This window comes from Faunimonas sp. B44, assembly GCF_052655945.1.
Genome location: NZ_JBQYEX010000004.1, coordinates 152,027 through 178,030 on the forward strand (window position 1 = coordinate 152,027; position 26,004 = coordinate 178,030).

26 protein-coding genes and 1 riboswitch are annotated in these 26,004 nt (G+C 69.8%); of the genes, 10 read left to right on the forward strand and 16 right to left on the reverse strand.

The annotated features are described in order from the left end of the window. Nucleotides 1-6: 6 nt before the first annotated feature. The gene (locus ACUN0C_RS09595) at nucleotides 7-1,137 is read right to left on the reverse strand and encodes an MlaE family lipid ABC transporter permease subunit (protein ID WP_445466132.1); all 1,131 of its coding nucleotides are present in this window, start codon (nucleotides 1,135-1,137) and stop codon (nucleotides 7-9) included. Nucleotides 1,138-1,245: 108 nt separating this feature from the next. On the opposite strand from ACUN0C_RS09595, the gene dgcN reads away from it, so the two are divergent. From dgcN to ACUN0C_RS09610, 3 genes are all read left to right on the forward strand, one after another. Further along, nucleotides 1,246-2,259, forward strand: coding sequence for an N-acetyltransferase DgcN (dgcN, locus tag ACUN0C_RS09600; RefSeq protein ID WP_445466133.1), 1,014 nt, complete (start codon nucleotides 1,246-1,248; stop codon nucleotides 2,257-2,259). Beyond that, nucleotides 2,256-3,230, forward strand: coding sequence for an N-acetyl-D-Glu racemase DgcA (gene dgcA / locus ACUN0C_RS09605; RefSeq protein ID WP_445466134.1), 975 nt, complete (start codon nucleotides 2,256-2,258; stop codon nucleotides 3,228-3,230). Before dgcN ends, dgcA begins: the two co-directional genes overlap by 4 nt. 74 nt (nucleotides 3,231-3,304) lie before the next feature. Then, nucleotides 3,305-3,802, forward strand: coding sequence for a hypothetical protein (locus tag ACUN0C_RS09610; RefSeq protein ID WP_445466135.1), 498 nt, complete (start codon nucleotides 3,305-3,307; stop codon nucleotides 3,800-3,802). Here the strand turns inward: ACUN0C_RS09610 and ACUN0C_RS09615 are convergent. The 3 genes from ACUN0C_RS09615 to ACUN0C_RS09625 are packed head-to-tail and all read right to left on the reverse strand — an operon-like array spanning nucleotide 3,781 to nucleotide 6,636. Beyond that, nucleotides 3,781-4,770, reverse strand: coding sequence for a threonine ammonia-lyase (locus tag ACUN0C_RS09615; protein ID WP_445466522.1), 990 nt, complete (start codon nucleotides 4,768-4,770; stop codon nucleotides 3,781-3,783). The two genes, ACUN0C_RS09610 and ACUN0C_RS09615, sit on opposite strands and share 22 nt — an antisense overlap. A gap of 55 nt (nucleotides 4,771-4,825) precedes the next feature. Beyond that, a complete protein-coding gene (locus ACUN0C_RS09620) occupies nucleotides 4,826-5,824 on the reverse strand; it encodes a glycosyltransferase family 4 protein (protein ID WP_445466136.1) in 999 nt (332 codons plus the stop codon). 8 nt (nucleotides 5,825-5,832) lie between these two features. After that, nucleotides 5,833-6,636 (reverse strand): UDP-2,3-diacylglucosamine diphosphatase, encoded by an 804-nt coding sequence (locus ACUN0C_RS09625; protein WP_445466137.1) that lies wholly within the window; start codon nucleotides 6,634-6,636, stop codon nucleotides 5,833-5,835. Nucleotides 6,637-6,745: 109 nt separating this feature from the next. Here ACUN0C_RS09625 and ACUN0C_RS09630 point away from each other — a divergent pair, with 109 nt between their 5' ends. Continuing rightward, complete coding sequence (locus ACUN0C_RS09630; RefSeq protein WP_445466138.1) at nucleotides 6,746-7,525, forward strand: SDR family oxidoreductase; 780 nt, start codon at nucleotides 6,746-6,748, stop codon at nucleotides 7,523-7,525. A 57-nt stretch (nucleotides 7,526-7,582) separates the two neighbouring features. On the opposite strand, the gene ACUN0C_RS09635 is transcribed toward ACUN0C_RS09630, so the two are convergent. Beyond that, nucleotides 7,583-8,938, reverse strand: coding sequence for an OmpP1/FadL family transporter (locus tag ACUN0C_RS09635; RefSeq protein ID WP_445466139.1), 1,356 nt, complete (start codon nucleotides 8,936-8,938; stop codon nucleotides 7,583-7,585). A 234-nt stretch (nucleotides 8,939-9,172) separates the two neighbouring features. On the opposite strand from ACUN0C_RS09635, the gene ACUN0C_RS09640 reads away from it, so the two are divergent. Further along, nucleotides 9,173-10,021, forward strand: a complete 849-nt coding sequence (locus ACUN0C_RS09640) for a fumarylacetoacetate hydrolase family protein (protein ID WP_445466140.1) — start codon at nucleotides 9,173-9,175, stop codon at nucleotides 10,019-10,021. A 47-nt stretch (nucleotides 10,022-10,068) separates the two neighbouring features. Here the strand turns inward: ACUN0C_RS09640 and ACUN0C_RS09645 are convergent, their stop codons facing one another. The 4 genes from ACUN0C_RS09645 to ACUN0C_RS09660 are packed head-to-tail and all read right to left on the reverse strand — an operon-like array spanning nucleotide 10,069 to nucleotide 13,344. Then, on the reverse strand, nucleotides 10,069-11,145 hold the full coding sequence (locus tag ACUN0C_RS09645; RefSeq protein ID WP_445466141.1) for a TRAP transporter substrate-binding protein: 1,077 nt from the start codon (nucleotides 11,143-11,145) through the stop codon (nucleotides 10,069-10,071). Then, the gene (gene thiD / locus ACUN0C_RS09650; protein ID WP_445466142.1) at nucleotides 11,145-11,948 is read right to left on the reverse strand and encodes a bifunctional hydroxymethylpyrimidine kinase/phosphomethylpyrimidine kinase; all 804 of its coding nucleotides are present in this window, start codon (nucleotides 11,946-11,948) and stop codon (nucleotides 11,145-11,147) included. The genes ACUN0C_RS09645 and thiD overlap by 1 nt, the downstream gene beginning before the upstream one ends. Beyond that, nucleotides 11,945-12,610, reverse strand: coding sequence for a thiamine phosphate synthase (thiE, locus tag ACUN0C_RS09655; protein ID WP_445466143.1), 666 nt, complete (start codon nucleotides 12,608-12,610; stop codon nucleotides 11,945-11,947). Before thiE ends, thiD begins: the two co-directional genes overlap by 4 nt. Beyond that, nucleotides 12,607-13,344 carry a hydroxyethylthiazole kinase gene (locus tag ACUN0C_RS09660; RefSeq protein ID WP_445466144.1) on the reverse strand — a complete coding sequence of 246 codons (738 nt, stop codon included), beginning with the start codon at nucleotides 13,342-13,344 and terminating at the stop codon, nucleotides 12,607-12,609. Before ACUN0C_RS09660 ends, thiE begins: the two co-directional genes overlap by 4 nt. Before the next feature lie 41 nt (nucleotides 13,345-13,385). Then, nucleotides 13,386-13,487, reverse strand: a riboswitch (TPP riboswitch). Nucleotides 13,488-13,597: 110 nt separating this feature from the next. On the opposite strand from ACUN0C_RS09660, the gene ACUN0C_RS09665 reads away from it, so the two are divergent. After that, nucleotides 13,598-13,834, forward strand: a complete 237-nt coding sequence (locus ACUN0C_RS09665) for an Lrp/AsnC ligand binding domain-containing protein (protein WP_445466145.1) — start codon at nucleotides 13,598-13,600, stop codon at nucleotides 13,832-13,834. Between the two features lie 3 nt (nucleotides 13,835-13,837). Here the strand turns inward: ACUN0C_RS09665 and ACUN0C_RS09670 are convergent, their stop codons facing one another. From ACUN0C_RS09670 to ACUN0C_RS09680, 3 genes are all read right to left on the reverse strand, one after another. Continuing rightward, complete coding sequence (locus ACUN0C_RS09670) at nucleotides 13,838-14,761, reverse strand: DMT family transporter (protein ID WP_445466146.1); 924 nt, start codon at nucleotides 14,759-14,761, stop codon at nucleotides 13,838-13,840. Between the two features lie 104 nt (nucleotides 14,762-14,865). After that, the gene (locus tag ACUN0C_RS09675; protein ID WP_445466147.1) at nucleotides 14,866-15,672 is read right to left on the reverse strand and encodes a DUF1206 domain-containing protein; all 807 of its coding nucleotides are present in this window, start codon (nucleotides 15,670-15,672) and stop codon (nucleotides 14,866-14,868) included. 43 nt (nucleotides 15,673-15,715) lie between these two features. Beyond that, a complete protein-coding gene (locus ACUN0C_RS09680) occupies nucleotides 15,716-18,022 on the reverse strand; it encodes a xanthine dehydrogenase family protein molybdopterin-binding subunit (RefSeq protein WP_445466148.1) in 2,307 nt (768 codons plus the stop codon). 139 nt (nucleotides 18,023-18,161) lie between these two features. On the opposite strand from ACUN0C_RS09680, the gene ACUN0C_RS09685 reads away from it, so the two are divergent. The 3 genes from ACUN0C_RS09685 to ACUN0C_RS09695 all read left to right on the forward strand — a co-directional run bounded on the left by ACUN0C_RS09685 (nucleotide 18,162) and on the right by ACUN0C_RS09695 (nucleotide 22,451). Beyond that, nucleotides 18,162-19,259: a DNA topoisomerase IB gene (locus tag ACUN0C_RS09685; RefSeq protein ID WP_445466149.1), complete on the forward strand. Its 1,098-nt coding sequence runs from the start codon at nucleotides 18,162-18,164 to the stop codon at nucleotides 19,257-19,259. A gap of 101 nt (nucleotides 19,260-19,360) precedes the next feature. Beyond that, on the forward strand, nucleotides 19,361-20,428 hold the full coding sequence (locus ACUN0C_RS09690; RefSeq protein WP_445466150.1) for a C4-dicarboxylate TRAP transporter substrate-binding protein: 1,068 nt from the start codon (nucleotides 19,361-19,363) through the stop codon (nucleotides 20,426-20,428). A 109-nt stretch (nucleotides 20,429-20,537) separates the two neighbouring features. Further along, nucleotides 20,538-22,451: a TRAP transporter large permease subunit gene (locus tag ACUN0C_RS09695; protein WP_445466151.1), complete on the forward strand. Its 1,914-nt coding sequence runs from the start codon at nucleotides 20,538-20,540 to the stop codon at nucleotides 22,449-22,451. A gap of 51 nt (nucleotides 22,452-22,502) precedes the next feature. Here the strand turns inward: ACUN0C_RS09695 and ACUN0C_RS09700 are convergent, their stop codons facing one another. The 4 genes from ACUN0C_RS09700 to ACUN0C_RS09715 all read right to left on the reverse strand — a co-directional run bounded on the left by ACUN0C_RS09700 (nucleotide 22,503) and on the right by ACUN0C_RS09715 (nucleotide 25,229). Next, nucleotides 22,503-22,964 (reverse strand): RidA family protein, encoded by a 462-nt coding sequence (locus ACUN0C_RS09700; protein WP_445466152.1) that lies wholly within the window; start codon nucleotides 22,962-22,964, stop codon nucleotides 22,503-22,505. 83 nt (nucleotides 22,965-23,047) lie between these two features. After that, nucleotides 23,048-23,596 (reverse strand): sigma-70 family RNA polymerase sigma factor, encoded by a 549-nt coding sequence (locus tag ACUN0C_RS09705; protein WP_445466153.1) that lies wholly within the window; start codon nucleotides 23,594-23,596, stop codon nucleotides 23,048-23,050. Nucleotides 23,597-23,603: 7 nt separating this feature from the next. Continuing rightward, nucleotides 23,604-23,858: a NepR family anti-sigma factor gene (locus tag ACUN0C_RS09710; RefSeq protein WP_445466154.1), complete on the reverse strand. Its 255-nt coding sequence runs from the start codon at nucleotides 23,856-23,858 to the stop codon at nucleotides 23,604-23,606. A 561-nt stretch (nucleotides 23,859-24,419) separates the two neighbouring features. After that, nucleotides 24,420-25,229, reverse strand: coding sequence for a polyphosphate kinase 2 family protein (locus ACUN0C_RS09715; RefSeq protein WP_445466155.1), 810 nt, complete (start codon nucleotides 25,227-25,229; stop codon nucleotides 24,420-24,422). A 132-nt stretch (nucleotides 25,230-25,361) separates the two neighbouring features. Between ACUN0C_RS09715 and ACUN0C_RS09720 the strand changes: the two genes are divergently transcribed. Further along, complete coding sequence (locus ACUN0C_RS09720; protein WP_445466156.1) at nucleotides 25,362-26,003, forward strand: MT-A70 family methyltransferase; 642 nt, start codon at nucleotides 25,362-25,364, stop codon at nucleotides 26,001-26,003. Nucleotide 26,004: the final 1 nt, after the last annotated feature.

The following is a 26,004-nucleotide window of genomic DNA, read 5'->3' on the forward strand; positions in this document are numbered from 1 at the left end:
CCGCCCTCAGAAGTTGATGGAGGCGTAGAAGATGGCGAACACGCCGTCGACCACGATGACCATGAAGATGGATTTCACCACTGCGGCGGTGGTGTGCCGGCCGAGGGATTCGGCGCTGCCGCCGACCGCCATGCCTTCCGCGCAGGAGATGCAGGCGATGATGAGCGCCATGAACGGCGCCTTGATCAGGCCGCTGAAGAGTGACGTAAAGTCGACCGCGTCGCGCAGCCTCACCAGGAACACCTCCGGTACGATGCCGGAATAGAACCAGAGGGTCAGCATGGCGCCGGCGAGTGTCGCGAGCGCGGCGATGAAGGTCAGGAGCGGGACGACGATCACGAGGGCGAGCACGCGCGGCAGGACCAGCACGTTCACCGGGTCGAGCCCCATCACCCGCAGCGCGTCGATCTCCTCCGCCATCTTCATGGAGCCGAGCTCGGCGGTGATGGCGCTGCCCGACCGGCCGGCCACCATGATGGAGGTCAAGAGCACCGCGATCTCGCGGAGCGCGATGATGCCGACGAGATCGACCGCGAACACCTCGGCGCCGAAGACCCGAAGCTGGAACGCGCTTTGCTGCGCGAGGATGCCGCCGATGAGGAACGACATCAGCGCGATGATCGGGACGGCGCGAAGGCCGGCGACGTCCATCTGCTGGATGACGGAATGCCCGCGGAAGGTCGAGGGGCGGACGATGGCGACCCCGAATTCCCGCACGACCGCGCCGAGCATGGAGACGAGGTTCCGTGCGTCGGCGCCGACGCCGATCATCGTCGCGCCGATCTCCGAGACGATGTTCGGCCGCGACGGCGGCGGCGGCGCCGGCTCCTCGGCGATCACGTCGCGGACGCGGTCGATGAGCACGGTCCGCGCCTGGTCGGCGCCGAGCCACTCGACCTGGCGGCCCGCGCTCTTCCAGGCCTGCTCGAGCTTCACCAGCAGATAGGCGCCGGCGGTGTCGAGCGTCTTTACCGCGGATACGTCGATGACGAGGGTGCCGGTGGAGGCGCTGGCCGAGGCGGGCGCGAACTCCGTCAGCCCCGCTTCCAGACGGCGCGCGTCCTCGATCACCCAGCTTCCTGCGGGCCGCATGACGAGGCGGCCCGCCTCGAGCTGGTGATCAAGCGCTGCGGTCATCAAATCCCAAGCGGCTGACGGTGATCGCTGCCCGTGCTACGCACTCGTCGCTGCACTGCAAGGTGCAGCCTCGAAGCCGGCTTCGCAAGCGCAGGAAAGCCACACTCCATGGCGATCAGGACACCCTATCTTCTTTTCCTCGGCGACGTGCCGGACCCGCTCGCGGCGAAGACCGCGCAGGGAATCGTCGATTGGCGCAGGGACTGGTGCGTCGGCCAGCTGCGCCTGCCGGGCTGTCGGGCGGACACCGGCCTGCCGGACATGGATCTCGCGACGGCGCGCAAGGCCGGCGCCGAAACCCTCGTGATCGGGGCGGTCAACCCGGGCGGCGTGCTGCCGGAGCACTGGGTCGAGACGATCGTGCAGGCCATCGAGGCCGGCATGGACGTCGCGAGCGGGCTCCACATCCGCCTCGGGGAGGTCGAGGGGATCAGGGAGGCGGCGGCGCGGCGCAATGTCGCCCTCGTCGACGTTCGCCATGCCGGCCGCACCTTCGCCGTCGGCAAGGGCACGCCGCGATCGGGCAAGCGCCTGCTGACCGTCGGCACCGACTGCGCGGTCGGCAAGAAGTACACCGCCCTCGCGCTCGAGCGCGAGATGACGCTCCGCGGCTTCGATGCCGACTTCTGCGCCACCGGGCAGACCGGGATCCTGATCGCCGGGCGCGGCGTCGCCATCGATGCCGTCGTCGCCGACTTCATCTCGGGGGCGGCGGAATGGCTCACGCCCGAGGCCGATGCCGACCACTGGCACATCGTCGAGGGCCAGGGGTCGCTGTTCCATCCCTCCTTCGCCGGCGTCTCGCTCGGCCTGCTCCACGGCTGCCAGCCCGACGCCTTCGTGATCTGCCACGAGCCGACCCGCCGGACCATGCGGAACGTCGATCACCCGATCGCCGAGATCGGCGACGTGATCGACCAGACCGTGCGCCTCGGACGGCTGACCAACCCTGCGATCCGGCCCGTCGGGATCGCCGTGAACACCGCCGCGCTTTCCCCCCACGCCGCCGAGGCGGTCCTCGCGGCGACGCAGGCCCGGTTCGGTTTGCCGAGCGTCGACCCGATCCGGACCGGCGTCGGGCCGATCGTCGACCGCATCGCCGAGGAGTTCGCATCGCCATGAGTCCCACGATCACGGCCCAGATCGAAACCTGGCCGATCGCCGGAAGCTTCACCATCGCGCGCGGCTCGCGCACCGAGGCCACGGTCGTCACGGTGGAGATCGCCGAAGGCGAGGCGGTCGGCCGCGGCGAGTGCGTGCCCTATCCCCGCTACGGCGAGACGCCCGACAGCGTGCTGGCGCAGATCGAGTCCGTGCGCGGTGTGATCGCCGACCGCCACGCGCTGCAGGGCCTGCTGCCGCCAGGGGCCGCGCGCAACGCGCTCGATTGCGCGTTCTGGGACTTCGAGGCCAAGCGTTCGCACGTCTCGGTCGCCGAATCCTGCGCGGGACCGCTGCTCCGCCCGGTGCAGACCGCCCTTACGCTCAGCCTCGGCGATCCGGAGGACATGGCCGAGGCTGCCCGCATGGCGGCCGGCCGTCCCCTCCTGAAGGTCAAGCTCGGCGCGGACGGCGACGTGTCGCGCATCCGTGCCGTCCGGGCCTCCGCGCCCAAGGCGCGCATCATCGTCGACGCCAACGAGGGCTGGACGGAGGAGAACTACCTCGAGAACATGCTCGCCTGTCTCGAGGCCGAGGTCGCCCTGATCGAGCAGCCCTTGCCCGCCGGACGGGACGACCTGCTGCTCCGCGTGCCGCACCCGGTGCCGATCTGCGCGGACGAGAGCCTGCACACGCACGAGGACCTCGCCACGGTGGCCGGCAAGTACGACGCCGTGAACGTGAAGCTCGACAAGGCGGGCGGGCTGACGGAAGCCATGCGCATCGTGCGCGAGGCGCGGGCGAGGGGCTTTCTCGTGATGGTCGGCTGCATGGTCGGCACGTCGCTTTCGATGGCGCCTGCGGTTCTGCTCGCCCAGCACGCCCACATCGTCGACCTCGACGGCCCCCTCCTCCTCGCCCGCGACCGGCAGCCGGGGCTCCGTTATGCCGGTTCGATGGTGGAGCCGCCCGGCCCCGCGCTCTGGGGCTGAAGCCGGCTTACGCATTTTTCAGCCTTGTTGCCGCATTGTCCGCCCGCACACTCGATGCGAAGGGGAGCGAGCAGATGGCGGGTATGGCGTGGCCATGCGAACTCGACGACCGTGAGTACCAGGAAATCCTCGACGCGCTGACTTCGACGGCCAAGGGGCGCTCGTTCCTGAGCGAGTATGCCCGCCGACAGCGGCCGGCGGACCTGAAGACGCTCGTCGCCTCGATGCGGCGGCTGGAGACACACATCGCGCTCGTGCGCGACGAACTGCTCCCGGACTCGGTCCCGCAGGAGCTGAGCGATCTCGCCGGCCGGCTTTCCAGCGTCGCGCGGCTCTGCCGCAGCGATGCCGCCCAGTCGGAGCTCGCTTCGCTGCAGATGGAGTTGCGGGGCCTGGCCGCCGGCCTCGCCGGCGCGGCCGCCGAGGCTCACGGCCGGCCCGGCCTGTACGACGCAGGCGCGGCCGACATATTCGCCCCCGAGATCCCGCGCGAGCGCGCCGCCTCGGACGACGTGGAAGACGACCTCGTCCTGGTCGCCTTTCCCCGCCGTCAGGCCGACGCGGAACGGTAGCGCCGCAGCGCCTCCGCAAGCATTTCGTCGGCGACATTCCCGCCGGAGAGAACCACCACCACGGTGCGCCCCCGCAGCTCCGCCGACCGCGCCAGAACCGCCGCCAGCGCCACGGCGCCGCCGGGCTCCAGCACCAGGCGCAGGCGATCGAAGGCATAGCCGACGGCGTTCATCGCCTCGTCGTCCGTCGCCGTCACCGCGCCGGCGAGGCGTGACCGGTTGATCGCAAAGCCGATCTCGCCCGGCGACGGGGACAGCAGGGCGTCGGCGACCGACCCGGACAGGCGCTCGTTGCGCCGGATCGCGCCGGCCGCGAGCGAGCGGCCGTAATCGTCGAAGCCGGCGGGCTCGACCGCGTTCACGCGGACCGCCGGAAAGCGCTCGGTGAGCGCGAGCGTAACCCCCGCCGTGAGGCCGCCGCCGCCGCAAGGGACGAAGACGAGGTCCGGCGCGAGGCCGAGGCGATCGAGATCGTCGGCGATCTCCAGCCCGACGGTCCCCTGCCCGGCGATGACGTCGGCATTGTCGTAGGGATGGACCAGCGTGGCGCCCTCCTCGGCCGCGATCGCTGCCGCGATCGCGTCGCGGTCCTCGCTCGTACGGTCGTAGGGCACGATCCGCGCCCCGCTCGCGGCGGTCCGCTCGCGTTTCACCAGCGGGGCGTCCGACGGCATGACGATCGTCGCCGGAATGCCGGCGAGACGCGCTGCCTCGGCAATACCCTGGGCATGATTGCCGGAGGAGCACGCCACGACGCCGGCCGCGCGGTTCGCGCCGAGCCGCGAGACGGCGTTCCAGGCGCCCCGGAACTTGAACGAGCCGGTCCGCTGCAGGCACTCCGGCTTCAGGAAGACGCGCGCTCCCGTCGCTTCGGAGAGCGCCGGCGCATCGAGGAGGGGCGTACGCACCGCGCGGCCGGCAATCCGCTCCGCGGCGCCGATTATGTCGCTGTAGGTCGGGATCGGCATTTGAGCGGCGTAGACGATCACAGGCACAAACGGCAAGCGGCGCGTGCAGTGCCCGTCAATGGACCGCGAGCACGTTGGCCCGGAACGCGGCCGCGCTCGCCTCCCAGCTGAACTGCAGCGCGAAGGCTCGGGCGTCGTCCTTGCGCAGGTCGAGCGCGGCAGTCGCCGCCTTGCGGAGATCTGGATCGAGCACGCCGACGGCAGGGTCAGTCAGCACGTCCTTCGGGCCGGTGACGGGATAGGCCGCGACCGGCAGGCCGGACGCGAGCGCCTCGAGAAGGACGTTGCCGAACGTGTCCGTCAGGCTGGGGAACACGAAGACGTCCGAACCCGAATAGACGCGCGCAAGCGCCTCGTCCTCGAGCATGCCGAGGAACCGTGCATCCGGAAAGCGGGCTTCGAGGTCCGCGCGCGCCGGGCCGTCGCCCACCACAACCTTCGTCCCCGGAAGATCGAGGCCGAGGAACGCTTCGAGGTTCTTCTCCACCGACACGCGCCCCACGGAGAGGAAGACCGGGCGCGGCAGGCCAAGGTCGCAATCCGGCCTCGGCCGGAACAGATCGGCATCGACGCCGCGCGACCAGCGCATCAGGCGGCCAAAGCCGCGGGCGGCGAGGTCGGCCTCCAGCGACGGCGTCGCCACCATGCAGCCGCCGCCGGCATTGTGGAACCAGCGCATGAAGCGATAGCCCCAGGCGAGCGGCACCGGCAGCCGGGCAGCCAGGTATTCCGGGAACTTGGTGTGGTAGCTCGTCGTGAAGGCCCTGCCCGTCCGCAGGCAGTGCCGGCGCGCCAGCAGCCCGAGCGGCCCTTCGGTCGCGATGTGGACGCGGTCGGCGCCGGCTGCCTCGATGAGCGCGCCGACCTTCGCGGAGGTGGTGACGGCGAGCCGGATCTCGGGATAGCTTGGGCAGGGAACCGTGCGGAAGAGATGCGGCGCGATGACGGTGACGACGTCGCCCTGCGCCACCAGCACCTCGGCGACCCTCTGGAGCGAACGCACGACACCGTTCACCTGGGGGAGCCAGGCGTCGCTCACGATGACGAGGCGCATGGACCGGCTCAGGCTGCCACCGCTTCCGGCGCGGCCGGCGCCGTCACGTCGGCCGCACCCATGGCCTGCGTCCAGCGGATGATCTCGAAGCGGCCGTCATGGTGCTCGACGACCGCGGTGCAGCTTTCCACCCAGTCGCCGCAGTTCAGATAGGCGATCCCGAACCGGTCGTGCATGGCGGCGTGATGGATATGGCCGCAGACGACGCCGTCGACCTCGAACCGGTGCGCCTCGCGCGCCAGCGCCTCCTCGAACGCGCTGATGAAGTTCACGGCGTTCTTGACCTTCAGCTTCGCCCAGGCCGACAGCGACCAATAGGAGAAGCCGAGGCCGCGGCGGACGACGTTGAGATAGGTGTTCACGCCGAGCGCGAGGCTGTAGGCCCAGTCGCCGAGCAGCGCGAGCCATTTGGCGTGGCGGACGACCATGTCGAAATCGTCGCCGTGGACGACGAGGAGCCGCCGCCCGTCGGCAGCCTCGTGGATGGCGTTGCGACGGACCTCGATGCCGCCGAAATGCGTGCCGACATAGTCGCGCAGGAACTCGTCGTGATTGCCGGGGATGTAGATGATCCGGCTGCCCTTGCGGCCCTTGCGGAGCAGCTTCTGGACCACGTCGTTGTGCAGTTGCGGCCAATGCCAGACCCGGCGAAGGCGCCACGCGTCGACGACGTCGCCGACCAGATAGATCGTCTCGGCGTCGTGCACGCGCAGGAAGTCGAGCAGGAGCCCCGCCTGGCAGCCGCGCGTCCCGAGGTGGACATCGGACAGGAAAATCGTACGCAGATGACGCGAGGGAGGTTGATCGAGCATGTCGGTCATCGGTTATGTGCCTGACCGGCAAAGACACGATTCCGATCTCACTTTTGTGACGGCGCCGGAGCGGCCGCCGTAACGGCCCGGTCAGCACAGGGAGACTTGAATGGAACTGGGACTGAAGGGGCGCAAGGCGATCGTCTGCGCATCGAGCCGGGGCCTCGGCCGCGGCTGCGCGGAGGCGCTCGCTGCCGAGGGCGTGTCGGTGGTGGTCAACGGGCGGACGCAGGACTCGGCCGAGCGGACGGCCGAGGAGATCCGGCGCGCCACCGGCGGCACCGTCACCGCCGTCGGCGCCGACGTCTCGACCCGCGAGGGCCAGGCGGCCCTCCTCGCCGCCTGCCCGGACCCGGACATCCTGGTCAACAACAATGCCGGGCCGCCGCGCAAGGATTTCCGCCAGCTCGACCGCCAGGCCATGATCGAAGGCGTGATCCAGAACATGGTCACGCCGATCGAGCTCGTTCAGGCGGTCCTCGACGGCATGGTGGAGCGCCGGTTCGGGCGGATCGTGAACATCACCTCGTCCTCGGTGCTGATGCCGATTGCGGGGCTCGACCTTTCTTCCGGCGCTCGGGCCGGGCTCACCGCCTTCCTCGCCGGCATCTGCCGCCAGGTTGCGGCCTCCAACGTCACGATCAACAACATGCTGCCGGGCAAGATGGATACCGACCGGCTGCGCAGCGGCATGCGCTGGGCGGCGGAGCAGGCCGGCATCAGCGAGGAGGCGGAAGCCGAGCGCCAGCGCAAGGCGGTGCCGGCCGGCCGGTTCGGCACGCCGGAGGAGTTCGGAAAGCTCTGCGCCTTCCTCTGCTCCGACCACGCCGGCTACATCACCGGGCAGAATTTCCTGCTCGACGGCGGGTTGAAGCCGACCGCCTTCTGAGAAGCCGGCCGGGCCGCCCGGCGGGGCGGCCTCTTCCCGTCGCCGCCCGCGCCCTGGTCAGTACTTCCGGACAAGCGGCTCGTCGTAGACGTCCGCGGCGGGCGGACGGGCGCCGCCGAGCTTCACCTTCAGGGCTGCCGCGATCACGTGGACGGTGGAATCGGCGGTGCCCGTGAAGGGCAGCCCGTTGAAGTGCGGGTTGGCCGCCGTCGTGATGTTGAGATCAGTGTCGGCCGCCTTGATGAAGCTGTAGCCGAGATCGAAGGAGAACCGGTCGTCGAAGCGATGCGATAGGCCGGCCGACAGCCACAGGCGGTCGTTGTCCGGCAGGCGCGTGGACCGGACCCGATCGTTGATCGGCGACAGCTCGTAGCCGATGCCGGCGCGAAGCGTCGTCGCCTCGTTCAAGGCATACTCGCCGCCGATCGCGAAGAACCAGCCGTCGCTGTACTCGAACTCGAGCCCCTGGCTGCCGGCCTGCGCCGCATTGAGATCGACCAGGGCGCCGCCAAGGAGCGGGCTGCGCACGGCGATGCTGTCGACGCGGCTCCAGTTGGTCCATTCGGCCGTAGCGGCAACCGTGAAGGCCTGGGTGACCCGCTGCCGGATGCCGACGGACACCATCTCCGGCAGTTCCAGATCGGCCGTGATGGGCAGCGGCGCCGCGCCCGGTATCGCGAGCGTCCCTTCCAGCGACTGCGTGATCGACGAGCGGAAGCCGATGCCGATCTCCGTGCCGTCGAACGGGCGGAACTGCACGCCGAGATTGAAGCCGAAGCCGAAGTCGTCGCCGGAAAGGTTCGCGGTCGGGTCGTTCGGCAGGATGCCGGTCGCGGTCTTCAGCGTGGTGTCGAAATACTGGAACTGCAGGCCCGCGCCGATCGAGACCATTTGGTTGATCTCATAGGCGATCATCGGGTTCACGTTGAGCGAGAACACCTTGGAGGTGCGCGAATAGGACTGGCCGGCCCATTGCGTCGCGGGGTTCGTCACCAGGCCGAACGGGCCGTTGACGGCGATGCCGGCGATGAGGCTGTCGGTCAGCCGGTAGGCGCTGTAGGTTGCGGGCACGAAGGCGTCCTGCCCCATGTCGCCGGTTGCGCCGGTGGCCGCGAGCCCGCCGCTCAGCGCGTTCAGCGTTCCGACCGTCGTGGCGGACGGGGTGATCTCGACCTTCGGGAAGACGCCGGAGCCGACCACTTCCGCCTCGAAGCCCATGACCTGCGAAAGCGTCGCGGGGTTCCAGAAGATCGAGGAGAGGCTGCCGCCCGCGGCCATGCCGGCGAAGCTCATGCCCTGGCCGTAGGCGCTCTGCTCGCGAAGCGCGAAGGCGCCGGCATTGGCGTCCGACACCGCCAGTGCGAGGACGGCGGCAGAGCCGAACAGCAAGGCAATCCGCTTCGAACTTGGCATGGACCGTTTCCCCCACTCGCGATGACGCGTCGCTGAACATGCGCGAATCGCAACTTGCAGTTAGCCAGCAGCCGCAAGCGGCGAGCAATTGCGAGTTGACACGGCGGCCGGGATGACATCATTCCGCGCCGTCCGTGTGGCAATCGCGCAACGAAATCCTGCGTCTGCGGGCGCGGCACGCGGCGAACGCGCTCCTGCAACCGTCGCCGCCGACATTCAGATGGGAGAACCTCAATGAAGCTGGTGCGGTATGGCGAGAAGGGCCGGGAGAAGCCCGGGGCGATCGATGCGCATGGGCGCATCCGGGACCTCTCCGGGATTGTTGCCGATTTCACGCCCGAAGTGATGACGATCGAGCTGCGCGACCGGCTCACCGCGCTCGACCTCGACGGCCTGCCGGTCGTCGACGGCAATCCGCGCCTCGGCGCGCCGATCGCGCGGACCGGCCATTTCATCGCGATCGGCCTCAACTATGTCGACCACGCCAAGGAAGCAGGCCAGCCGATCCCGGCCGAGCCGGTCATCTTCTCCAAGGCGCCGAGTTCGCTCAGCGGACCGAACGACGACGTCATCCTGCCGCGCGGCTCGGTGAAGGGCGACTGGGAGGTCGAGCTCGGCTTCGTGATCGGCCGCCACTGCCACTACGTCGACCAGGCAGACGCGCTCTCGGCCGTGTTCGGCTACGTGCTCGCCAACGACGTCTCCGAGCGCGCCTTCCAGATCGAGGGCACCGGGCAGTGGATCAAGGGCAAGAGCGCGCCGACCTTCGGCCCGATCGGCCCGTGGCTCGTCACGGCCGACGAGATTTCCGACCCGCAGGACCTCGCCATGTGGCTCGACGTGAACGGCGAGCGCATGCAGACCGGCAACACGAAGACGATGATCTTCCCGGTCTCGGAACTGATCGCCTATTGCTCCGAGAAGATGGACCTGGAGCCCGGCGACCTCGTCATCACCGGCACGCCGCCGGGCGTCGGCCTCGGGATGAAGCCGCAGAAGTTCCTGAAGGCGGGCGACGAGATGCGCCTCGGCATGGATCGCCTCGGCGAGCAGCGCCAGAAGGTCGTCGCCTTCCAGGGCTGATCCCCGCGCGAGATCGTCCGCCGGGCGAACCGGCGGACAAGCGCGCCTCAATCCGGCTGGCGCGCGTCGAGGAAGCTCTGGACCGACACCTCGCTCCAGGGCGCGAGCACGGTCCGGGCATCGGCATAGGATTGTGCGATGCGGCCGCTAAGATCGTCCCGCGCCGCGATTTCGCGCACGATGTCGCCGGCGGCCGAACGGGCCGCAGCCATGACGTCGCCGGGGAAGCGGACGAGCTCGATGTCCTTCTCCTTGAGGGCGGCGAGCGCGCGCGCGTTCATCAGCTCGGCCTCGGCGAGCGAGTAGGCGTTCTCGGCGCGCGCGGCGTTCTCGACCACCGCCTTCAGCGCCGCCGGCAGGGCGTTCCACGCCGCCAGCGAGACGATCAGCTCGCCGGTCCCGTTCGGCTTGTTGAAGCCCGGATGGTGGTAGTAGCGCGCGATCCTGTAGAAGCCGCTCGCCAGGTCGCTCTGCGGCCCGAGGAATTCCGCGCCGTCGATCATGCCCGACTGGAGCGCCGGCAGGATCTCGGCCACCGGCGTCGTCACCGGCGTCGCGCCGAGCCGGCGGTAGACCTCCCCGCCCGTGCCGGCGACGCGAAGCCGCAGCCCGCGGACGTCGTCGAGGGTCCTGATCGGGCGCACGAACCAGCCGCCCATGTTGAAGCCGGGATTGCCGGCCATGAACGGCTTCACCTCGAAGCCGGCATAGAGCTCGTCCCAGAGCGCCTGGCCGCCGCCATGCTCGATCCAGGCCATGTGCTCGGTCGGCGTCAGCCCGAAGGGCATGGTGGTGAAGAACACCGTCGCCGGGTGCTTGCCCTGCCAGTAGAAGGAGGCGGTGTGGCCGGCATCGGCGGCCCCGCCGCGCACGGCGTCGAGCACCTCGAGGCCCGACACGATCTCGCCGGCGGCATGGACCCTGACCGTCAGCCGGCCGTCGCTCATCTCGCCGATGCGGCGCGCGAGGCGCTCCGCCGTCATGCCGGGGCCCGGCAGGTTCTTCGGCCAGGACGTCACCATGCGCCATTCGATGCGCGCCTGCGCAAGCGCCGGTGCGGCGAGCGCGGCGGCGCCGGCGGCGCTCCCGCCGGCAATCAGCGTGCGTCGTGTGATGGAAGTCATCAGCGGCTCCAGATGGCGTGGAAATGGTGGACGGGACCGTGGCCGGACCCGATCGTGAGCGTGTCGGAGGCCGCGATCGCGGCGTGGAGATAGGCTTTGGCGGCTGCCACGGAGCCTTCGAGGTCGAGGCCGCGGGCGAGTCCGGCGGCGATCGCGGAAGAGAGCGTGCAGCCGGTCCCGTGCGTGTTCGGCGTGTCGAGCCGCGGCGCCTCGAACCAGCGGCGAAGCTCCGGCGTGACCAGGAGGTCGGCCGCCGTCGGCCCCTCGCCGTGGCCGCCCTTGAGGAGGACGCCGCGGGCGCCCTGCGCCAGCAGCGCGTCGGCCTGCCGCTCCATCGCCGCCTTGCCGTCCGCCACCGGCTCGTCCAGCAGCCGGGCCGCCTCGTGCAGGTTCGGCGTGACGAGGAGCGCGCGCGTGAAGAGCGTGTGCGCCAGGACCTCGACGGCCTCGTCGGCGATGAGCTTCGCGCCGCTCGTCGTGACCATCACCGGGTCGAGTACGACCGGGCCCGTGTCCCATGCGTCGAGGCCGCCGGCGACGGCTTCGATCACCGCCGGGTTGGAGAGCATGCCGATCTTCGTCGCGCCGACGGCGAGGTCGCCGTAGACGGCGTCCATCTGCGCGCGCACGAAAGCCGGCGGCACGTCGTGGACGCCCGTCACCGTCCGCGTGTTCTGGGCGGTGAGCGCCGCGATCACGCTCGCGCCGTAGACGCCGAGCGCGGAGAAGGTCTTCAGGTCGGCCTGGATGCCGGCGCCGCCGCCGGAATCCGAGCCTGCAATGGTGACCGCGATCGCCGTCATGCGGCTGCCCCCGACGCGCCGCGCGCGTCCTCCACGATGCGCCGGAGCCGTGCGGCCGCCGCCTCCACCTCGTCCGCCATGAAGAGCGCTGAGATGACCGCGACGCCCTCGGCGCCGGCTGCGACGATCGCCGCCGCATTCGTCTCGTCGATGCCCGCGATGGCGCCGACCGGCAGGCCCGGCCGCCGGCGGCGCAGGATGGCCGCGAGCGCCCGCCATCCGGCCACGCCGACCGCGCCCGGATTGTCCTTCGACTGCGTCTCGAACACGCCGCCGACGCAGACATAGTCGATCTCGTCGAGCGGGGAGCCGGTCGCCTCCGCCTCCGTCTTGACGCTCAGCCCGATCAGCGCCTGCGGCCCAAGCAGCCGGCGCGCATCGCCGGCCGCCATGTCGTCCTGCCCGACATGCACGCCCTCGGCGCCCGCGGCCAGCGCGACGTCGACGCGGTCGTTCACGAGGAGCGGCACGCCGCTCCCCGCGACGGCAGCGCGGATGGCACGCACCGCGTCGACCATCTGCCGCGTCGAGCCGGTCTTGTCGCGGTACTGCAGGAGGGTCGCGCCGCCGGAGACCGCCGCGCGGGCGAGGTCCGGCAGCGGGCGTCCGCGGCTGCGGGCGGGGTCGAGAATGCCGTAGAGCGTCAGGTCGACTGGGTTCATCCTGGATGTCCTTGGTGGTCGGCCGGCCTGCCGAGGCCGTGCAGTTCGTCGAGGAAGAGCGGCACGAAGCTGCCCGGGCCGGCAGCCTCCGCGCCGGCGCGCGCGCCCGCTTCGCCGAAGCCGTCGAGCGCAGCGGCGATGGCGGCGAAGGCATCCGCTTCGACGGCGAGGCAGGCCGCGGCGACCGCGCCGAGGGCGCAGCCCATCGCCGTCACCTCCGCCATGAGGGGGTGCCCGGTCTCCACCGTCGCGCGCCGGCCTGCGCCGCGCAGGAGGTCGACGGCGCCGGACACCGCCACGACGGTGCCGCGCGCCTCGGCCTCCGCGAGCGCCGCCTCCCCGATCGCCGCGGCCTCGCCTTCGTTGAGGCGGAGGGCTGACGGGCCGCGCGCCAGCAGCACGCGCGCGAATGCGGCGCGCTCCGGCGAGCGGTCGGCGAAGACCGGGTCCAGCACCCAGCGCCTGCTTGATGCCTCGGCCGCGGCGACGGCGCGCTCGATCGCCTGGCGCGACGATCCGGTCAGCATGCCGAGATTGACGAGGAGCGCGTCGCTGCTCGCCACGAAGGGGCCAATCTCGGCCGGATCGGTCGACATGGATGGCACGGCGCCGATCGCGAGCAGCACGTTCGCGGTGAAGGCCTGCGCGACGGAGTTGGTGAGGCAGTGGACGCGCGGACGGCGCGCCCGGACGGCGCCGAAAACCGGCGCGGGCGACGGCGCAGGGGCGAGCATCAGAGGCCCCGAAGTCCTGCGACGGCAAAATGAGGGTGTCTGTCGTCCATCGTGCCCATCCCTCCGCCGGTGTTAACCGGATCAGGTTCGAGGGGTTGGCGTGTCGCCTCTCAGCCGCCGCAGCGGCACCCCCTGAGCCAAGCTTCCCAGGACATAATCGGCAGGCGGGCGCCGCGCAACCCGTTCCTGCGGCGAGCGGCGCTTGCGGCGGACGCCCCGATCCGCTTCACTCCGGCCGAATCCGGAGGCCCGCATGACCCCCTTCTTCGTCATGATCAAATGCCAGCTCGGCAAATCCTACCAGGTCGCGACCGAGCTCGCGGACGCGGAGATCGCCTCGGAGATCTATTCGACGGCCGGCGACTACGACCTTCTCGCCAAGTTCTACGTCAATCCCGGCGAGGACATCGGCCATTTCGTGAACGAGAAGGTGCACCCGATCTCCGGCATCCAGGACACCAAAACCATCATCACCTTCAAGGCGTTCTGACCCTCAGCCTTGCGGCAGCTGCGCCTTGCGCTGCCGCTCCCGGCTGATCCGGAGCTGCCGCTCGCGCAGGATGATGAAGATGCCGGACGCGATGACGATCGGCCCGCCGATGAAGAGCGAAGGGCCCGGCAGCTCCGAGAAGACGAGATAGCCGAGCGCCAGCCCCCAGATCATCGAGACGTATTCGAAGGGCGCGATCGTGGAGGCGTCGGCGTGCCGGTAGGCCGAGGTCATGAGGATCTGGCCGATGCCGCCGAAGAGGCCCGAGGCGATGAGGAGCGCCGCGTCGGTGGGGTCCGGCACGACCCAGCCGAACGGCAGGGTCGCCAGCCCGGCGACGCTCGAAGTCACGGTGAAATAGAAGACGATCGTGCCGGTCCGCTCGGTGTGGGTGAGGCTGCGCACGAAGATGCCGGTGATTGCCGACAGCACCGTGGAGACGAGCGCCAGCACGGCGCCGAGGAGCGCGGTATCGGCGACGGCGCCGGCGCCGAGGAGCCCGAGCTGTGGCCACAGGATGACCAGAATGCCGGCGAAGCCGACGATGACGGCGCTCCAGCGATAGGCACGCACCGTCTCGTGCAGCACGAGCGCCCCGAGCACGACGATGAAGAGCGGCGCGGCATAGTTGATGGCCAACGCCTCCGGCAGCGGCAGGCGCTGGATCGCGGCGAACCACAGCCCCATGCTGGCGACGCCGACGAGGCCGCGGCCCGCATGGACCATCGGTTTGTCGGTCCTCAGCGCAACCAGGAACTCGCCCCGCCAGACGAGCATCGCCACGATCGGGATGAGCGCGAAGGCCGAGCGGAAGAACACGACCTCGCCTTCCGGCACGCGCCCCGCCGTCGCCTTGATGCAGACGAGCATCAGGGTGAAGAGCAGGGTCGAGGCGATCTTGAGGACGATTCCGTAGGCGGGGCTCATCGTCCGGTGCCTAGCATGGAGTCGGGCCGGCCGCGCATGCGGACCGGTCGCCGATGCGCGGCTCCGCCATGCGCGATTCGCAGGGCTCCAGCCCGGACCGGGGGTCAGCCGGGATCGATCCGGCGATAGCGAGCCTCGGCGAAGCTGTAGACCGCGAAGGCGAGGAAGCCGATCCCCATCGCGAGCAGGATCGCCCAGCCGAAGGCGAGGCCCTGCACGGCAGCGAGCGCATCCTTCAGGCCCGGCTGGTTCTCGGGGCTGTAGGCGAATCCGCCGGTGACGATCAGGATGGCGAGGATCAGGAACACCGCGCCGCGCGCGAAGAGGCCCGCCTGCGACAGCGGTCGGACCCAGCGCCCGATGTCGGGCGGACAGCGCATGTGTTTCTCGAAGCCGGCCGTCGCCGCCTTCCAGAAATGGGCGCCGGCGACCGCGAGCAGAATGGCCGCGACGGCCCAGACGACCAGCCAGCCGAGGCCCGCGTCGAACACCGCCGCGATCCAGCCGCCGGTCGGGTCGCCATTGTCGCCGCCGGAGCTGCCCCAGCGGGAGACCAGGCCGAGGGCGAACATCGCCAGCGCGAAATTCACGACCCCGCTCCCGAGCAGTCCGGCGCGAACGGCAATCCCCTTGGCCCCCTTGCCGTGATGGTCGGGGTCCTTGACGGCCTGTATCACCCGCCATCCGGCATGGCCGAAGAGGCCGATCACCATCGCCCAGACCAGGATCGTACCGAAGGGAGCGCCGAGGACCGCGGCGAGCGCGTCTTCGCTGTCCTTGGCCTCGGAGCCGCCGAGCGCCGCGAGGATCGTGAAGAAGCCGATGATCAGGTAAACGGTTCCGCGCGCGGCATAGCCTGCCCGGGCGAGGCGCTCGATCCCGGTGCTGATGGCGGCGTCGGTCTGCGGCATGCCCCGGAGAACGACCGAGCCGAAGGCATGTTCCTTCGCCTGCTCAAGCCTTTGCGGACCTGATCGCCTCCCACAGCCGCTGCGGCGTGGCCGGCATGTCGATGTGATCGATGCCGTAGGCGCGGTGAAGCGCGTCGACGACGGCGTTCATCACCGCCGGGCAGGAGCCGACCGTCCCCGCCTCGCCGGCGCCCTTGATCCCCATCGGGTTGTTCTTCGAGGGGACGTTGCGCGTCTCGAAATGAAGGAACGGCATGTCCCATGCCCGCGGCATCGCATAATCGTTGAGCGAGGCGGTCACGAGCTGCCCGTCGGCATCATAGACGGTGCGCTCCAGAAGCGCCTGGCCGACGCCCTGCACGACGCCGCCGTGGATCTGGCCGGCGAGCAGCATCGGGTTCACGGTCGCGCCGAAATCGTCCACGACGGTATAGGCGAGGATGTGCGTCTCGCCGGTTTCCGGGTCGATCTCCACCTCGCAGACATGCGTCCCGTTCGGGAAAGTGGCGTCCTCGCTCTTGAACTGGCCGGTGGCGACGAGCCTGGCCGGGTCGCTCGCCTTCTGCGCCAGCTCGGCGAGCGACACGCTGCGATCCGTGCCGGCGATCACCGCCCGGCCGCCGGCGAGCTCGATGTCGGCCGGCGAAGCCTCGAGCTGGTCGGCGGCGAGCTCCCTGATCTGCTTCGCCAGAGCGCGCGCTGCGAGGTCGACGGAGGGAACCCCGATCGGGATCGAGCGCGAGCCGCCCGTGCCGCCGCCGCTCGGCAGGTCGTCGCTGTCGCCCTGGACGACCCGGATCGCGTCGTAGTCGAGGCCGAGAGGCTCGGCGAGAAACTGGGCATAGGCGGTGGCGTGCCCCTGCCCGTTGGTCTGCGTTCCGATGTGGAGGCTCACCACGCCGTCGGGCCCGAGCTCCGCGCGCGCCGGCTCGGAACCGGCGAAGGCGCAGGCCTCGATATAGGTGGAGAGCCCGATGCCGCGGATGCGCCCGCGCGCCCTGCTCTCCTCCAGCCGCCGCTCGAAGCCGTCGTAGTCCGCGGCCTCGAGCGCCCGCGTCAGGTGGCCGTCGAAATCCCCGGTATCGTATGTCCGGCCCGTCCGCGTCCGGTACGGCATCTGCTCGGGGCGGATGAAGTTGCGGCGCCTGATCTCCACCGGCGACAGGCCGACGACGCGCGCCGCGTGATCGATCAGCCGCTCGATCACGTACGTGGCCTCCGGACGGCCCGCACCCCGATAGGCGTCGGTCGGCACGGTGTTGGTGAAGACGCAGGTGCAGGTGATGTGCAGCGTCTGGAAGTCGTAGACGCCGGGCGCCATCGTGAGCCCGAGCCAGGGAATCAGCGGCCCGAATCGGGACAGGTAGGCCCCCATGTCGGCGAGGAGCCTGATCCGCATCGCAATGATCCGCCCCGTGGCGTCGAGTGCGAGCGCAGCCGTCGTGACATGGTCGCGCCCCTGCGCGTCCGCGAGGAAATGCTCGTTGCGATCCGACACCCACTTGACCGGGCGGCGGAGCGCCTTCGCGGCCTTGGCGGCAAGCGCGTACTCGCGATAGGGCACGGCCTTCACCCCGAAGGCGCCGCCGACGTCGGGCGTGAGCACCCGGATGCTCTCGTGCGGCACCTTGAGCACGCTCGCGAGCGACGTGCGCATGTTGTGCACGCCCTGGGTGGGGATTGTGAGCACGTAGCGGTCGCGCGCTTCGTCGTACTCCGCCACCACGGCCCGCGGCTCGAGGTAGTTGCAGACGAGCCTGTTGTTCACGAGCGTCAGCTCCGCGACGTGCGCCGCTTTCGCGAAGGCTTCGGCCGTTGCCCTGGCGTCGCCGCGCTCGTATTCGAAGGCGACGTTGGTGCCGCGCTCGGGCCAGACGAGCGGCGCGCCGGGCGCGAGCGCCGCGACCGAGCCGGTGACCGCCGGCAGCGGGTCGTAGTCGACCCCGATCGCCTCGGCGGCGTCGCGCGCCGTCAGCGGATCGTCGGCCACGACGAAGGCGATCGCGTCGCCGACATGCCGGACGAGGTCGCCGCACAGGACCGGGAAGGGCGGCTTGTCCGTCGGCCCGCTCGGCTTGGCCGGCCCCGTCGCTTCGCACGGCATCGAGCCGAGATCGGCGACATCTGCCGCCGTCCAGACGAGGCGCACGCCCGGCAGCTGACGCGCCTCCTCCAGTCCCGCGAGCGATATCCGGGCATGGGCGGCTGCGGAGCGGAGGACGTGACCATGCAGCGCGCCCGTCGGCGCGACGTCTGCCGTGAAGCGGCCCTCGCCCCGGATGAGCGCCGGATCTTCAAGGCGCCGCACCGGCGCGCCCATGCCGAATTTCAGCGGCGCGAACTCGTTCATCGGGTGTCCTGAGGCCGTTCGAGAGGACCCCGACAATAGCGCGGGGGCAGACGAATGAAAGGCCGAGGGTACGGCCGCGCGCCTTCCGGAACACCGGCCGGCGGCGGCGCGTTGACCGGCGCTGAAGGGGAACCCGTTGATGAAGCTCGACTTGCCGGCCCGCGCGGACGAACTGGGCCTCCACTATACCGAGGTCGCCCAGCTCTGCGTCGGGCGCCGCCGCTGCGGCAAGGGCTTCCGCTATGTCGACCAGGACGGCCGGCCCGTGCGCGACCCGGTGATCCTCGCCCGCATCAAGGCGCTCGCGGTGCCCCCGGCCTGGACCGAGGTGTGCATCGCGGAGGATCCGCTGGCGCACATCCAGGCGGTCGGGCGGGATGCCGAGGGCCGGCTGCAGTACCGCTATCACGAGGAGTGGACCACGCTCCGCAACAAGGTGAAGGCCGAGAGGCTGGTGCGGTTCGGGCGGGCCTTGCCGCGCATCCGCGCCCGGCTCGAGGTGGACCTCCGCCGCCGCAAGCCCGACCGGCACTATGCCGCGGCCGTCGCCGGCCGGCTCGTCGACCGGGCGCTGCTCCGGTCCGGCCACAACACGCACGGCCTGGAGGACGGCGGCCGCGGCGCCACCACGCTCCTGAAGCGCGACGTCCGGCTGAACGGCACCAAGGTCCACCTCACCTTTACGGGAAAGTCCGGCAAGCGGATCGACAAGACGGTCCACGACCCGGTCCTCCTGCGCCGCATGCACAAGCTGAAATCGATCGGCCGCAAGCGCCTGTTCGCCTTCCACGACGACCACGGCCGCTGCTGCTATCTCGCCGCCCGCGACCTCAACGCCTACCTGCAGGAGGCTGGCGGCTCCGACGTGACCGCGAAGGACTTCCGCACCTTCGCCGCCACCGCGCAGGCGCTCGCCGAGCTCGCGGCGGCCGGCCGGCCGGACGGCGAGCGGGCGCGCCGGCGCGTGGTGGCGCAGGTCATGCGTTCCGTATCCGAGCGCCTCGCGAACACCCCCGCCGTGGCCCGGGCGAGCTACGTCCACCCGCTCGTGGTGGATGCCTACGAGGCCGGCGAGCTCGGCCCGGGGATGCTGAAGGGACCGCAGCGGCGCGGCCTCTCGCGCGAGGAGACCGCGCTCATGCGCTTCCTGGAGGCGCGCTCGCAGCAGGAGCGGCAGCACGCCGAGCGCATCCGGAACCCGGTGTCCGCCCTCACCCACATGGCGGCCACCGCCTGAAGGCACGGTCTTCGCCATCCCGGCAAGCGGCCGCCCCGTAGATTCGAATTGCCAACTGCGCAAACGTTTGCATACTGATCGCTCCACATCGGGAGGGATCGATGAGAGCAGCACTCGCCGCGGCATTCCTGGCCGGGAGCAGCCTTCTTGCGCAGCCCGTCTTCGCCCTGGAGACGGTTCGCCTCACCATGTCGTCGAGCCATCCGACCGCGGTCGCCTGGGTCGGCGCGCTGAAGACGCACGTCGTCGACAACGCCAACACGCGCCTCGAGGAGATGGGGTCCGACTACCGCATCGAATGGACCGAGGCGTTCGGCGGCTCGCTCTACGACTTCAACGACACGCTCGAGGCGGTCGAGGAAGGCCTGACCGACATGGGCTGGGTCGGCTCGCTGTGGGAGCCGGCCAAGATGCCGCTCCAGAACATCATGTTCGCGACGCCCTTCGTGACCAGCGACGTGGTGCTGTCGATCGAGGTGATGAACGCCCTCAACGACACCATCCCCGAGATGAAGGACGAGTGGGACCGGCACAATCTCGTCTTCCTCGGCGCCACCGTCTCCGACACCTACCACCTCTTCACCAAGTTCCCGGTGAACTCGCTGGACGATCTGAAGGGCAAGAAGATCGTCGGGGCGCCGGCGCTCGGGCCGTGGCTCGAAGGGACCGGCGCGATCCCGGTCGGCGGCGGGCTGCCGACCTTCTACCAGCAGATCCAGACGGGCGTCGCCGACGGCAGCATCATCATCCCGACCGGAGCCTTCTCGCTGAAGCTCTACGAGGTCGCCCCCTACATCACGCTGGTCGACATGGGCGTGACGACGATCGGCGGCCTCGCGGTCAACAAGGACCGCTGGGAGGGTCTGCCGGAGGACGTGCGGAAGGTGCTTTCCGAACTCGGCCGCGAGTATAGCCGCGTCCATGCCGAGGATGTCGCCGCCCGCTACGATTCCTCGCTCCAGAAGATGAAGGAGGCCGGCGCCACCATCACCGAGCTTCCGCAGGAGGAGCGCAGGAAATGGGTGGCGGGCCTCACGAACCTCGCCAGGACGTGGGTCGACCAGGTCGAGAAGTCCGGCCTGCCCGGCAAGGAGATCCTGACCAAGTTCATGGACGAGGCGCGGGCGCGCGGCGCCGAGCCGCTGCGCGAGTGGGACAAGGAGCTCTGACGAGCGCCTCGTCCGGCCGACGCCCAATCTATCCGGCCGGCCCTCGGGCCGGCCGCCTTGCTTGAAACCGGTGCCCATGCACAAGGAAGACCGACCCGCCGCAGCGGACATGCCCTCGCGGGCGCTCGGCGCCCTCGCCTGGCTGTTCGCGGCGATGAGCGCGGCCTGGATCTTCGGACTGATGATCCTGATCTGCTCGGACGTCCTGATGCGGTCGCTCTTCAACGCGCCGCTGATGGGCGTGCCCGAAATGGTGTCGCTGTCGGTGCCGGCGATCGTCTTCCTCGCCGCCGGGCTTTCGATCCGCACCGCCCGCTTCCTGCGCGCCGATTTCCTGTTCGGCCCATTCGTCCGGAACAATCCGCGCGCCGGCGCGGTCCTCGCCTTCCTGTTCGACGCCGCCGGGCTCGTCATCTTCTGGAAGATGACGCTCGGCATCTGGCCGCGCTTCGCCTCCGCCTGGACGAATTCGGAGTTCTTCGGCGCCGTCGGCGCCTTCACCGGGCCGGTCTGGCCGTTCCTCGCCGCCATGCTCGCCGGATCGGCGCTCGCCACGGCGCAGTTCCTGGCGCTCGTCCTGGCCGATCTCGCGCGCCTGGCGGACCCCCGCTCCGGGGACGGACGGGCGGCGGGCCGGGAGCGCACGGGCTGGGCGGTGCTCGCGGCGTTCCTCGCCGTTGCCGGCACCGGCCTCTACGTCCTCCTCTACGGCGATCTCTCGCCCGTGCAGATCGGGCTCGTCGCGATCGCGGGCATGCTGCTCCTCGTGCTCTCGGGGCTGCACATCGCGACCGCGCTCCTGCTCCTCTCCTTCTTCGGCATCTGGATGGTGCGCGGCAATCCCGCGATCGCCGACCGGTCGCTGTCGCTCGCCGCGACCGGCGCCATCAGCTCCTACGGCTTCGGCGTGATCCCGCTCTTCATCCTGATGGGGCTCTTCGTGGAGGTCGCCAATGTCGGCCGCGACGCCTTCGCCGTGGCCGCGACCCTCCTCAGGCGCCTGCGCGGCGGGCTGGGGATCGCCACCGTGTTCTCGAACGCGGTGTTCGCCGCCATCACCGGCAGCTCGATCGCGTCGGCCGCCGTCTTCACCCGCGTCGCCGCGCCGCAGATGATGAGCCACGGCTACACGCGGCGCTTCGCGGTCGGATGCGTGGCGGGAAGCTCCGTGCTCGGCATGCTGATCCCGCCGAGCCTCCTCCTCATCGTCTACGGCTTGATCGCCGAGGTCTCCGTCGGCAAGCTCTTCACGGCGGCGATCCTGCCGGGCCTCCTGCTGGCCGGCACCTTCTCCGTGATGATCTTCGCGATGGCGCGCTTCGCGCCCGATTTCCTCGGGCGGCCGTCCGCGGCCGACGACGTCGAGACGATCTCGCTCGTGGACTTTTCCACGAAGATGCTGCCGATCGTGCTCCTCGTCGCGCTCGTTCTCGGCGGCATCTATGCCGGCTTCTTCACCCCGACCGAATCGGGCGCGGTCGGCGCCGCCGGCGCCTTCCTCATCGCGCTCGGAAGGCGCAGCCTCGACTGGGAGAAGTTCCGCCGGATCATGATCGAATGCGCCGAGATCACCGCCGCGATCCTGGTGCTCATCATCGCCGCCAACCTCTACAGCCGGATGCTGACGCTGACGAGCATCCCGCAGACGGTGTCCGCCTTCATCGTGTCGGCGGATCTCGGGCTGGCCGGCTTCCTCGCCGTCTACCTCGTGATACTGATCGTGCTCGGCATGTTCCTCGATTCCGTGTCGATCATGCTGGTCGTGCTGCCGCTGATGCTGCCGGTCGTCCAGTCGCTCGGCGGCGACCTCGTCTGGTTCGGCATCGTCACGACGATCGCGGTGGAGATCGGGCTGCTCACGCCGCCGTTCGGCCTGGCGGCCTACGTCGTGAAGGGGACGCTGCCGGAAGGCACCGCCTCGCTCAACGAGATCTTCGCCGGCGCCTTCCCCTTCGTCCTCGCCATGGTGCTCGTCACCGTGGTGGTGATGAGCTTCCCGGGCCTCAGCCTCGTCCTCCTTTGAGGAGGACGCATGAGGGGGACAATCGGCGGCCGAACGGCCGCCGCCCTCCCGTCAGGCCTTCGGGTAGACGGCCATCACCTCGATCTCGATGCGGGCGCCCGGGGTGGAGAGCGAGTTCACGCAGATGGTCGTGCTCGCCGGCGACCAGTCGCCGAGGAACTCCTTCAGCGTCCCGGTCATCACTTCGATCTCGCGCATGTCGGTCAGGAACTTCGTGATCTTCACCACGTCTGTCCAGGTCAGCCCCTCGTGCTCCAGGATCGTCTGGATGGAGCGCATGGCGCGCCGCGTCTGCTCGCGGATGTCGTTCGGATGGTCGTGCTCCGACCAGTCGTGCGGATGCTTGTGGTAGAGCGGCGAGGGCGTGGCGCCGGAGACGAACAGGAGATCGCCGGGCGCCTCGACGCGGATCGCCGGCGCATAGGGCATGTCGGCCACGCGATCGGGCTCGGTGTGGATCTCCCCGATGCCCGAATTGGTCGGCGAGGTGCGGTAAGGCTTGGAACGTTGCACGATGAGGACTCTCCCAGCAGGGCCGCCGCGCGGCCGGTCAAGATTGTCCGCAACTGCAAACGATTGCAAGTCCTTGCCCGGCTTCAGCCGGACGGGCCGTGCACGACGGTGGCCGAGAGGGGATCAGCGCCGAACGTGTCGTCCGGCTCGAGCGCGAGGAGCTCGGCGAGGCGGGTCCGTGCCCGGCTCACGCGGCTCTTGATCGTGCCCACGGCGCAGTCGCAGATCTCGGCCGCTTCCTCGTAGGAGAAGCCCGACGCGCCGACGAGGATCAGCGCCTCGCGCTGGTCGGGCGGCAGCTTGACGAGCGCATGCCGGAAGTCGCGGAGGTCCATGTGCCCGGTCTGCGCCGGCTGCGAGGCGAGCCGCGCGGCATAGGTGCCCTCGGCATCCTCGACCTCGCGGCCGCGCTTGCGGACCTGCGAGTAGAACTCGTTGCGCAGGATGGTGAACAGCCAGGCGCGGAGGTTCGTGCCCTCCTGGAACGTGTCGAACTTCGCCCAGGCCTTCATGAGGGTTTCCTGGACGAGGTCGTCGGCGCGCTCGCTGCTGCCGCACAGCGACACGGCGAAGGCGCGGAGATTCGGGATCGAAGCGAGCAGATCGTCGCGCAGGGCGTCCGAAACGGGCATGGGCGCCTCAGCTCTTGCGGGAATGTTCGAGCTTCGCCAGAAGGTCGAGAAAACGCTGCGGGACGGGTTCGTTGATGACGTCGTCGTAAGCGGCGCGCAGGTGCTTGCCGATCTCGGACTGCACCCGCGGATCGATCTGGGCCGCGCCGGGCTCAGCCGCAGCCGCCTTGCCCTTCGCGTGCGCGTCGCGCTCGTCGTTACCGGCCATACTCATCCACTCCAGACGCGGTAGTGATCCGTGCGCCATCGCCATCTTCGTCATCCGTCCGCTGCAACGGCCCTCTCCCCAGAGCCTCCGCGAGGCCTGCACCCGTTCCGGATGAACAACGGCGTCCGCCGCGCCACGTTCCGGCGCACGTCAACTTTCCTCAAATTGCACACGTCCTGGTTACCGAAGCCTTATGACCTTCGGTCCTGCCGGAGGCGCTGCCGGCAGAGGAGTCCGGCCGATCGGCCCTGGTCGGGTGCCAAGCCGGCCGCAGGCAGGGTTCTGCGGACAGAAGCCTTGCTTGGCAAGCGAAAATAAAATTTCGAACCGGCGGAACCCATCGCGAAGTGCGCCGTTTCCTCGACGCTTGGATGTTCCGACCTGGTCACCAGAGCGAAGCAAAAAAGCAGACGTGTCGATCGGCCACGGCCGCATTACCGAGGCACCGTTCCAGCAGACGTCCCAACTGCCTGGTGCCGAGAGCGGACGTGACGGATAGACACAACCCCGGCCGACCTCCTCCTCATGCCCCCTTCCCCCTCGCGGTCGGCCGGGGCCCCCTCTCCTCCCTCCCCGCCCGATCCGACCTGCGGCTCGCGCCGATGCCTCGCATCGTCACGGGATCCGGAAATCCTCCGGCTTCCAGCCCGGCACGGGATATTTCGGGTCCATCTCCTCGAGCGTCTGGCGCACGATTGTCGCGATGACGGCGCTGCGCACCCATTTCCGGTCGGACGGGATCACCCGCCACGGCGCCCAGTCCGTCGAGCAGCGCTCGAGCATCGTCTCGTAGGCCTCCTGGAACGCGTCCCAGCGCAGGCGGTCGTCGAGGTCGCTCTGCTGGAACTTCCAGCGCTTCCGCGGATCGTCGAGACGGGCCTGCAGGCGCTCGCGCTGCTCCTCCTTCGAGATGTGCAGCATGAACTTCAGGATCGTCGTGCCGTTCTCGACGAGCATCTTCTCGAAGGCATTGATCTGCGCGTAGCGCTTCTCGACCGCCTCGGCCGGCACGAGGCCGCGCACCTTCACCACCAGCACGTCCTCGTAATGCGAGCGGTTGAAGATGCCGATCGTGCCCCGCGGCGGTACCGCACGGTGCACGCGCCACAGGAAATCGTGGTCGAGGTCCTCCTCGCTCGGCGCCCGGAACGCCGTCACGCGCACGCCGAGGGGGCCGGTCCGGTTGAACAACTCCCGGATCGTGCCGTCCTTGCCGGCGGTGTCCGTCCCCTGCAGCACGACGAGCAGCGCGCACCGCCCTTCCGCGTAGAGGATGTCCTGCAGCCGGTCGATCTCCGCCGCGTCGTCGGCCGTGCGCGCCTTCGCGACCTCCTTGTCCGCGAAGGAGAGCGTCGAGCGCGGATCGCGCTCGGAGAGCCGCGGCCTGGAGCCGGGCTTCACGAGGAGGTCTGAGAGGGAGGTCATCTGCCGTGGCCTTTCGTGTGCCCGGCGAGCGGGCCGGCGACGATGGTATCCTAGCGCGCCGAATCGTGCTCAGTAGAACTTGTAAAATCGTTCTTCTTATGTTCCTGTACGTCGCCGTCCGAGGAAGTGGTCATGGGCAAGCCTGAGGTGGATACGGTGCTCGATCTCGCCCGCCATACGGCGGGAAAGCGCTTCCATACCGTGCTCGCCGATCCGCCGTGGCGCTTCACGAACCGGACCGGCAAGGTGGCGCCCGAGCATCGCCGCCTCGCGCGCTACGGAACGATGACCACCGACGAAATCTGCGAACTGCCCGTCGCGGACCTGACGGTATCGCCGGCGCACCTCTATCTCTGGGTGCCGAACGCGCTCCTGCCGGACGGCATTCGCGTGCTGGCGGCCTGGGGCTTCGAGTACAAGTCGAACATCGTCTGGCACAAGGTGCGCAAGGACGGCGGATCGGACGGGCGGGGCGTCGGCTTCTATTTCCGCAACGTGACCGAAATCCTCCTCTTCGGCGTCCGCGGCAAGAACGCGAGAACCCTGCCGCCGGGCCGGAGCCAGGTGAACTACATCGCCTCGCGCAAGCGCGAGCACTCGCGCAAGCCGGACGAGCAGTACGAACTGATCGAGAGCTGCTCCAAGGGCCCGTATCTGGAGCTCTTCGCCCGCGGCACCCGGCCGGGCTGGACCTACTGGGGCAATCAGGCGGACGAGAGCTACAGCCCGACGTGGAGCACGTACGCGTATAACTCATCCCTTTTTGAGGCTTAGA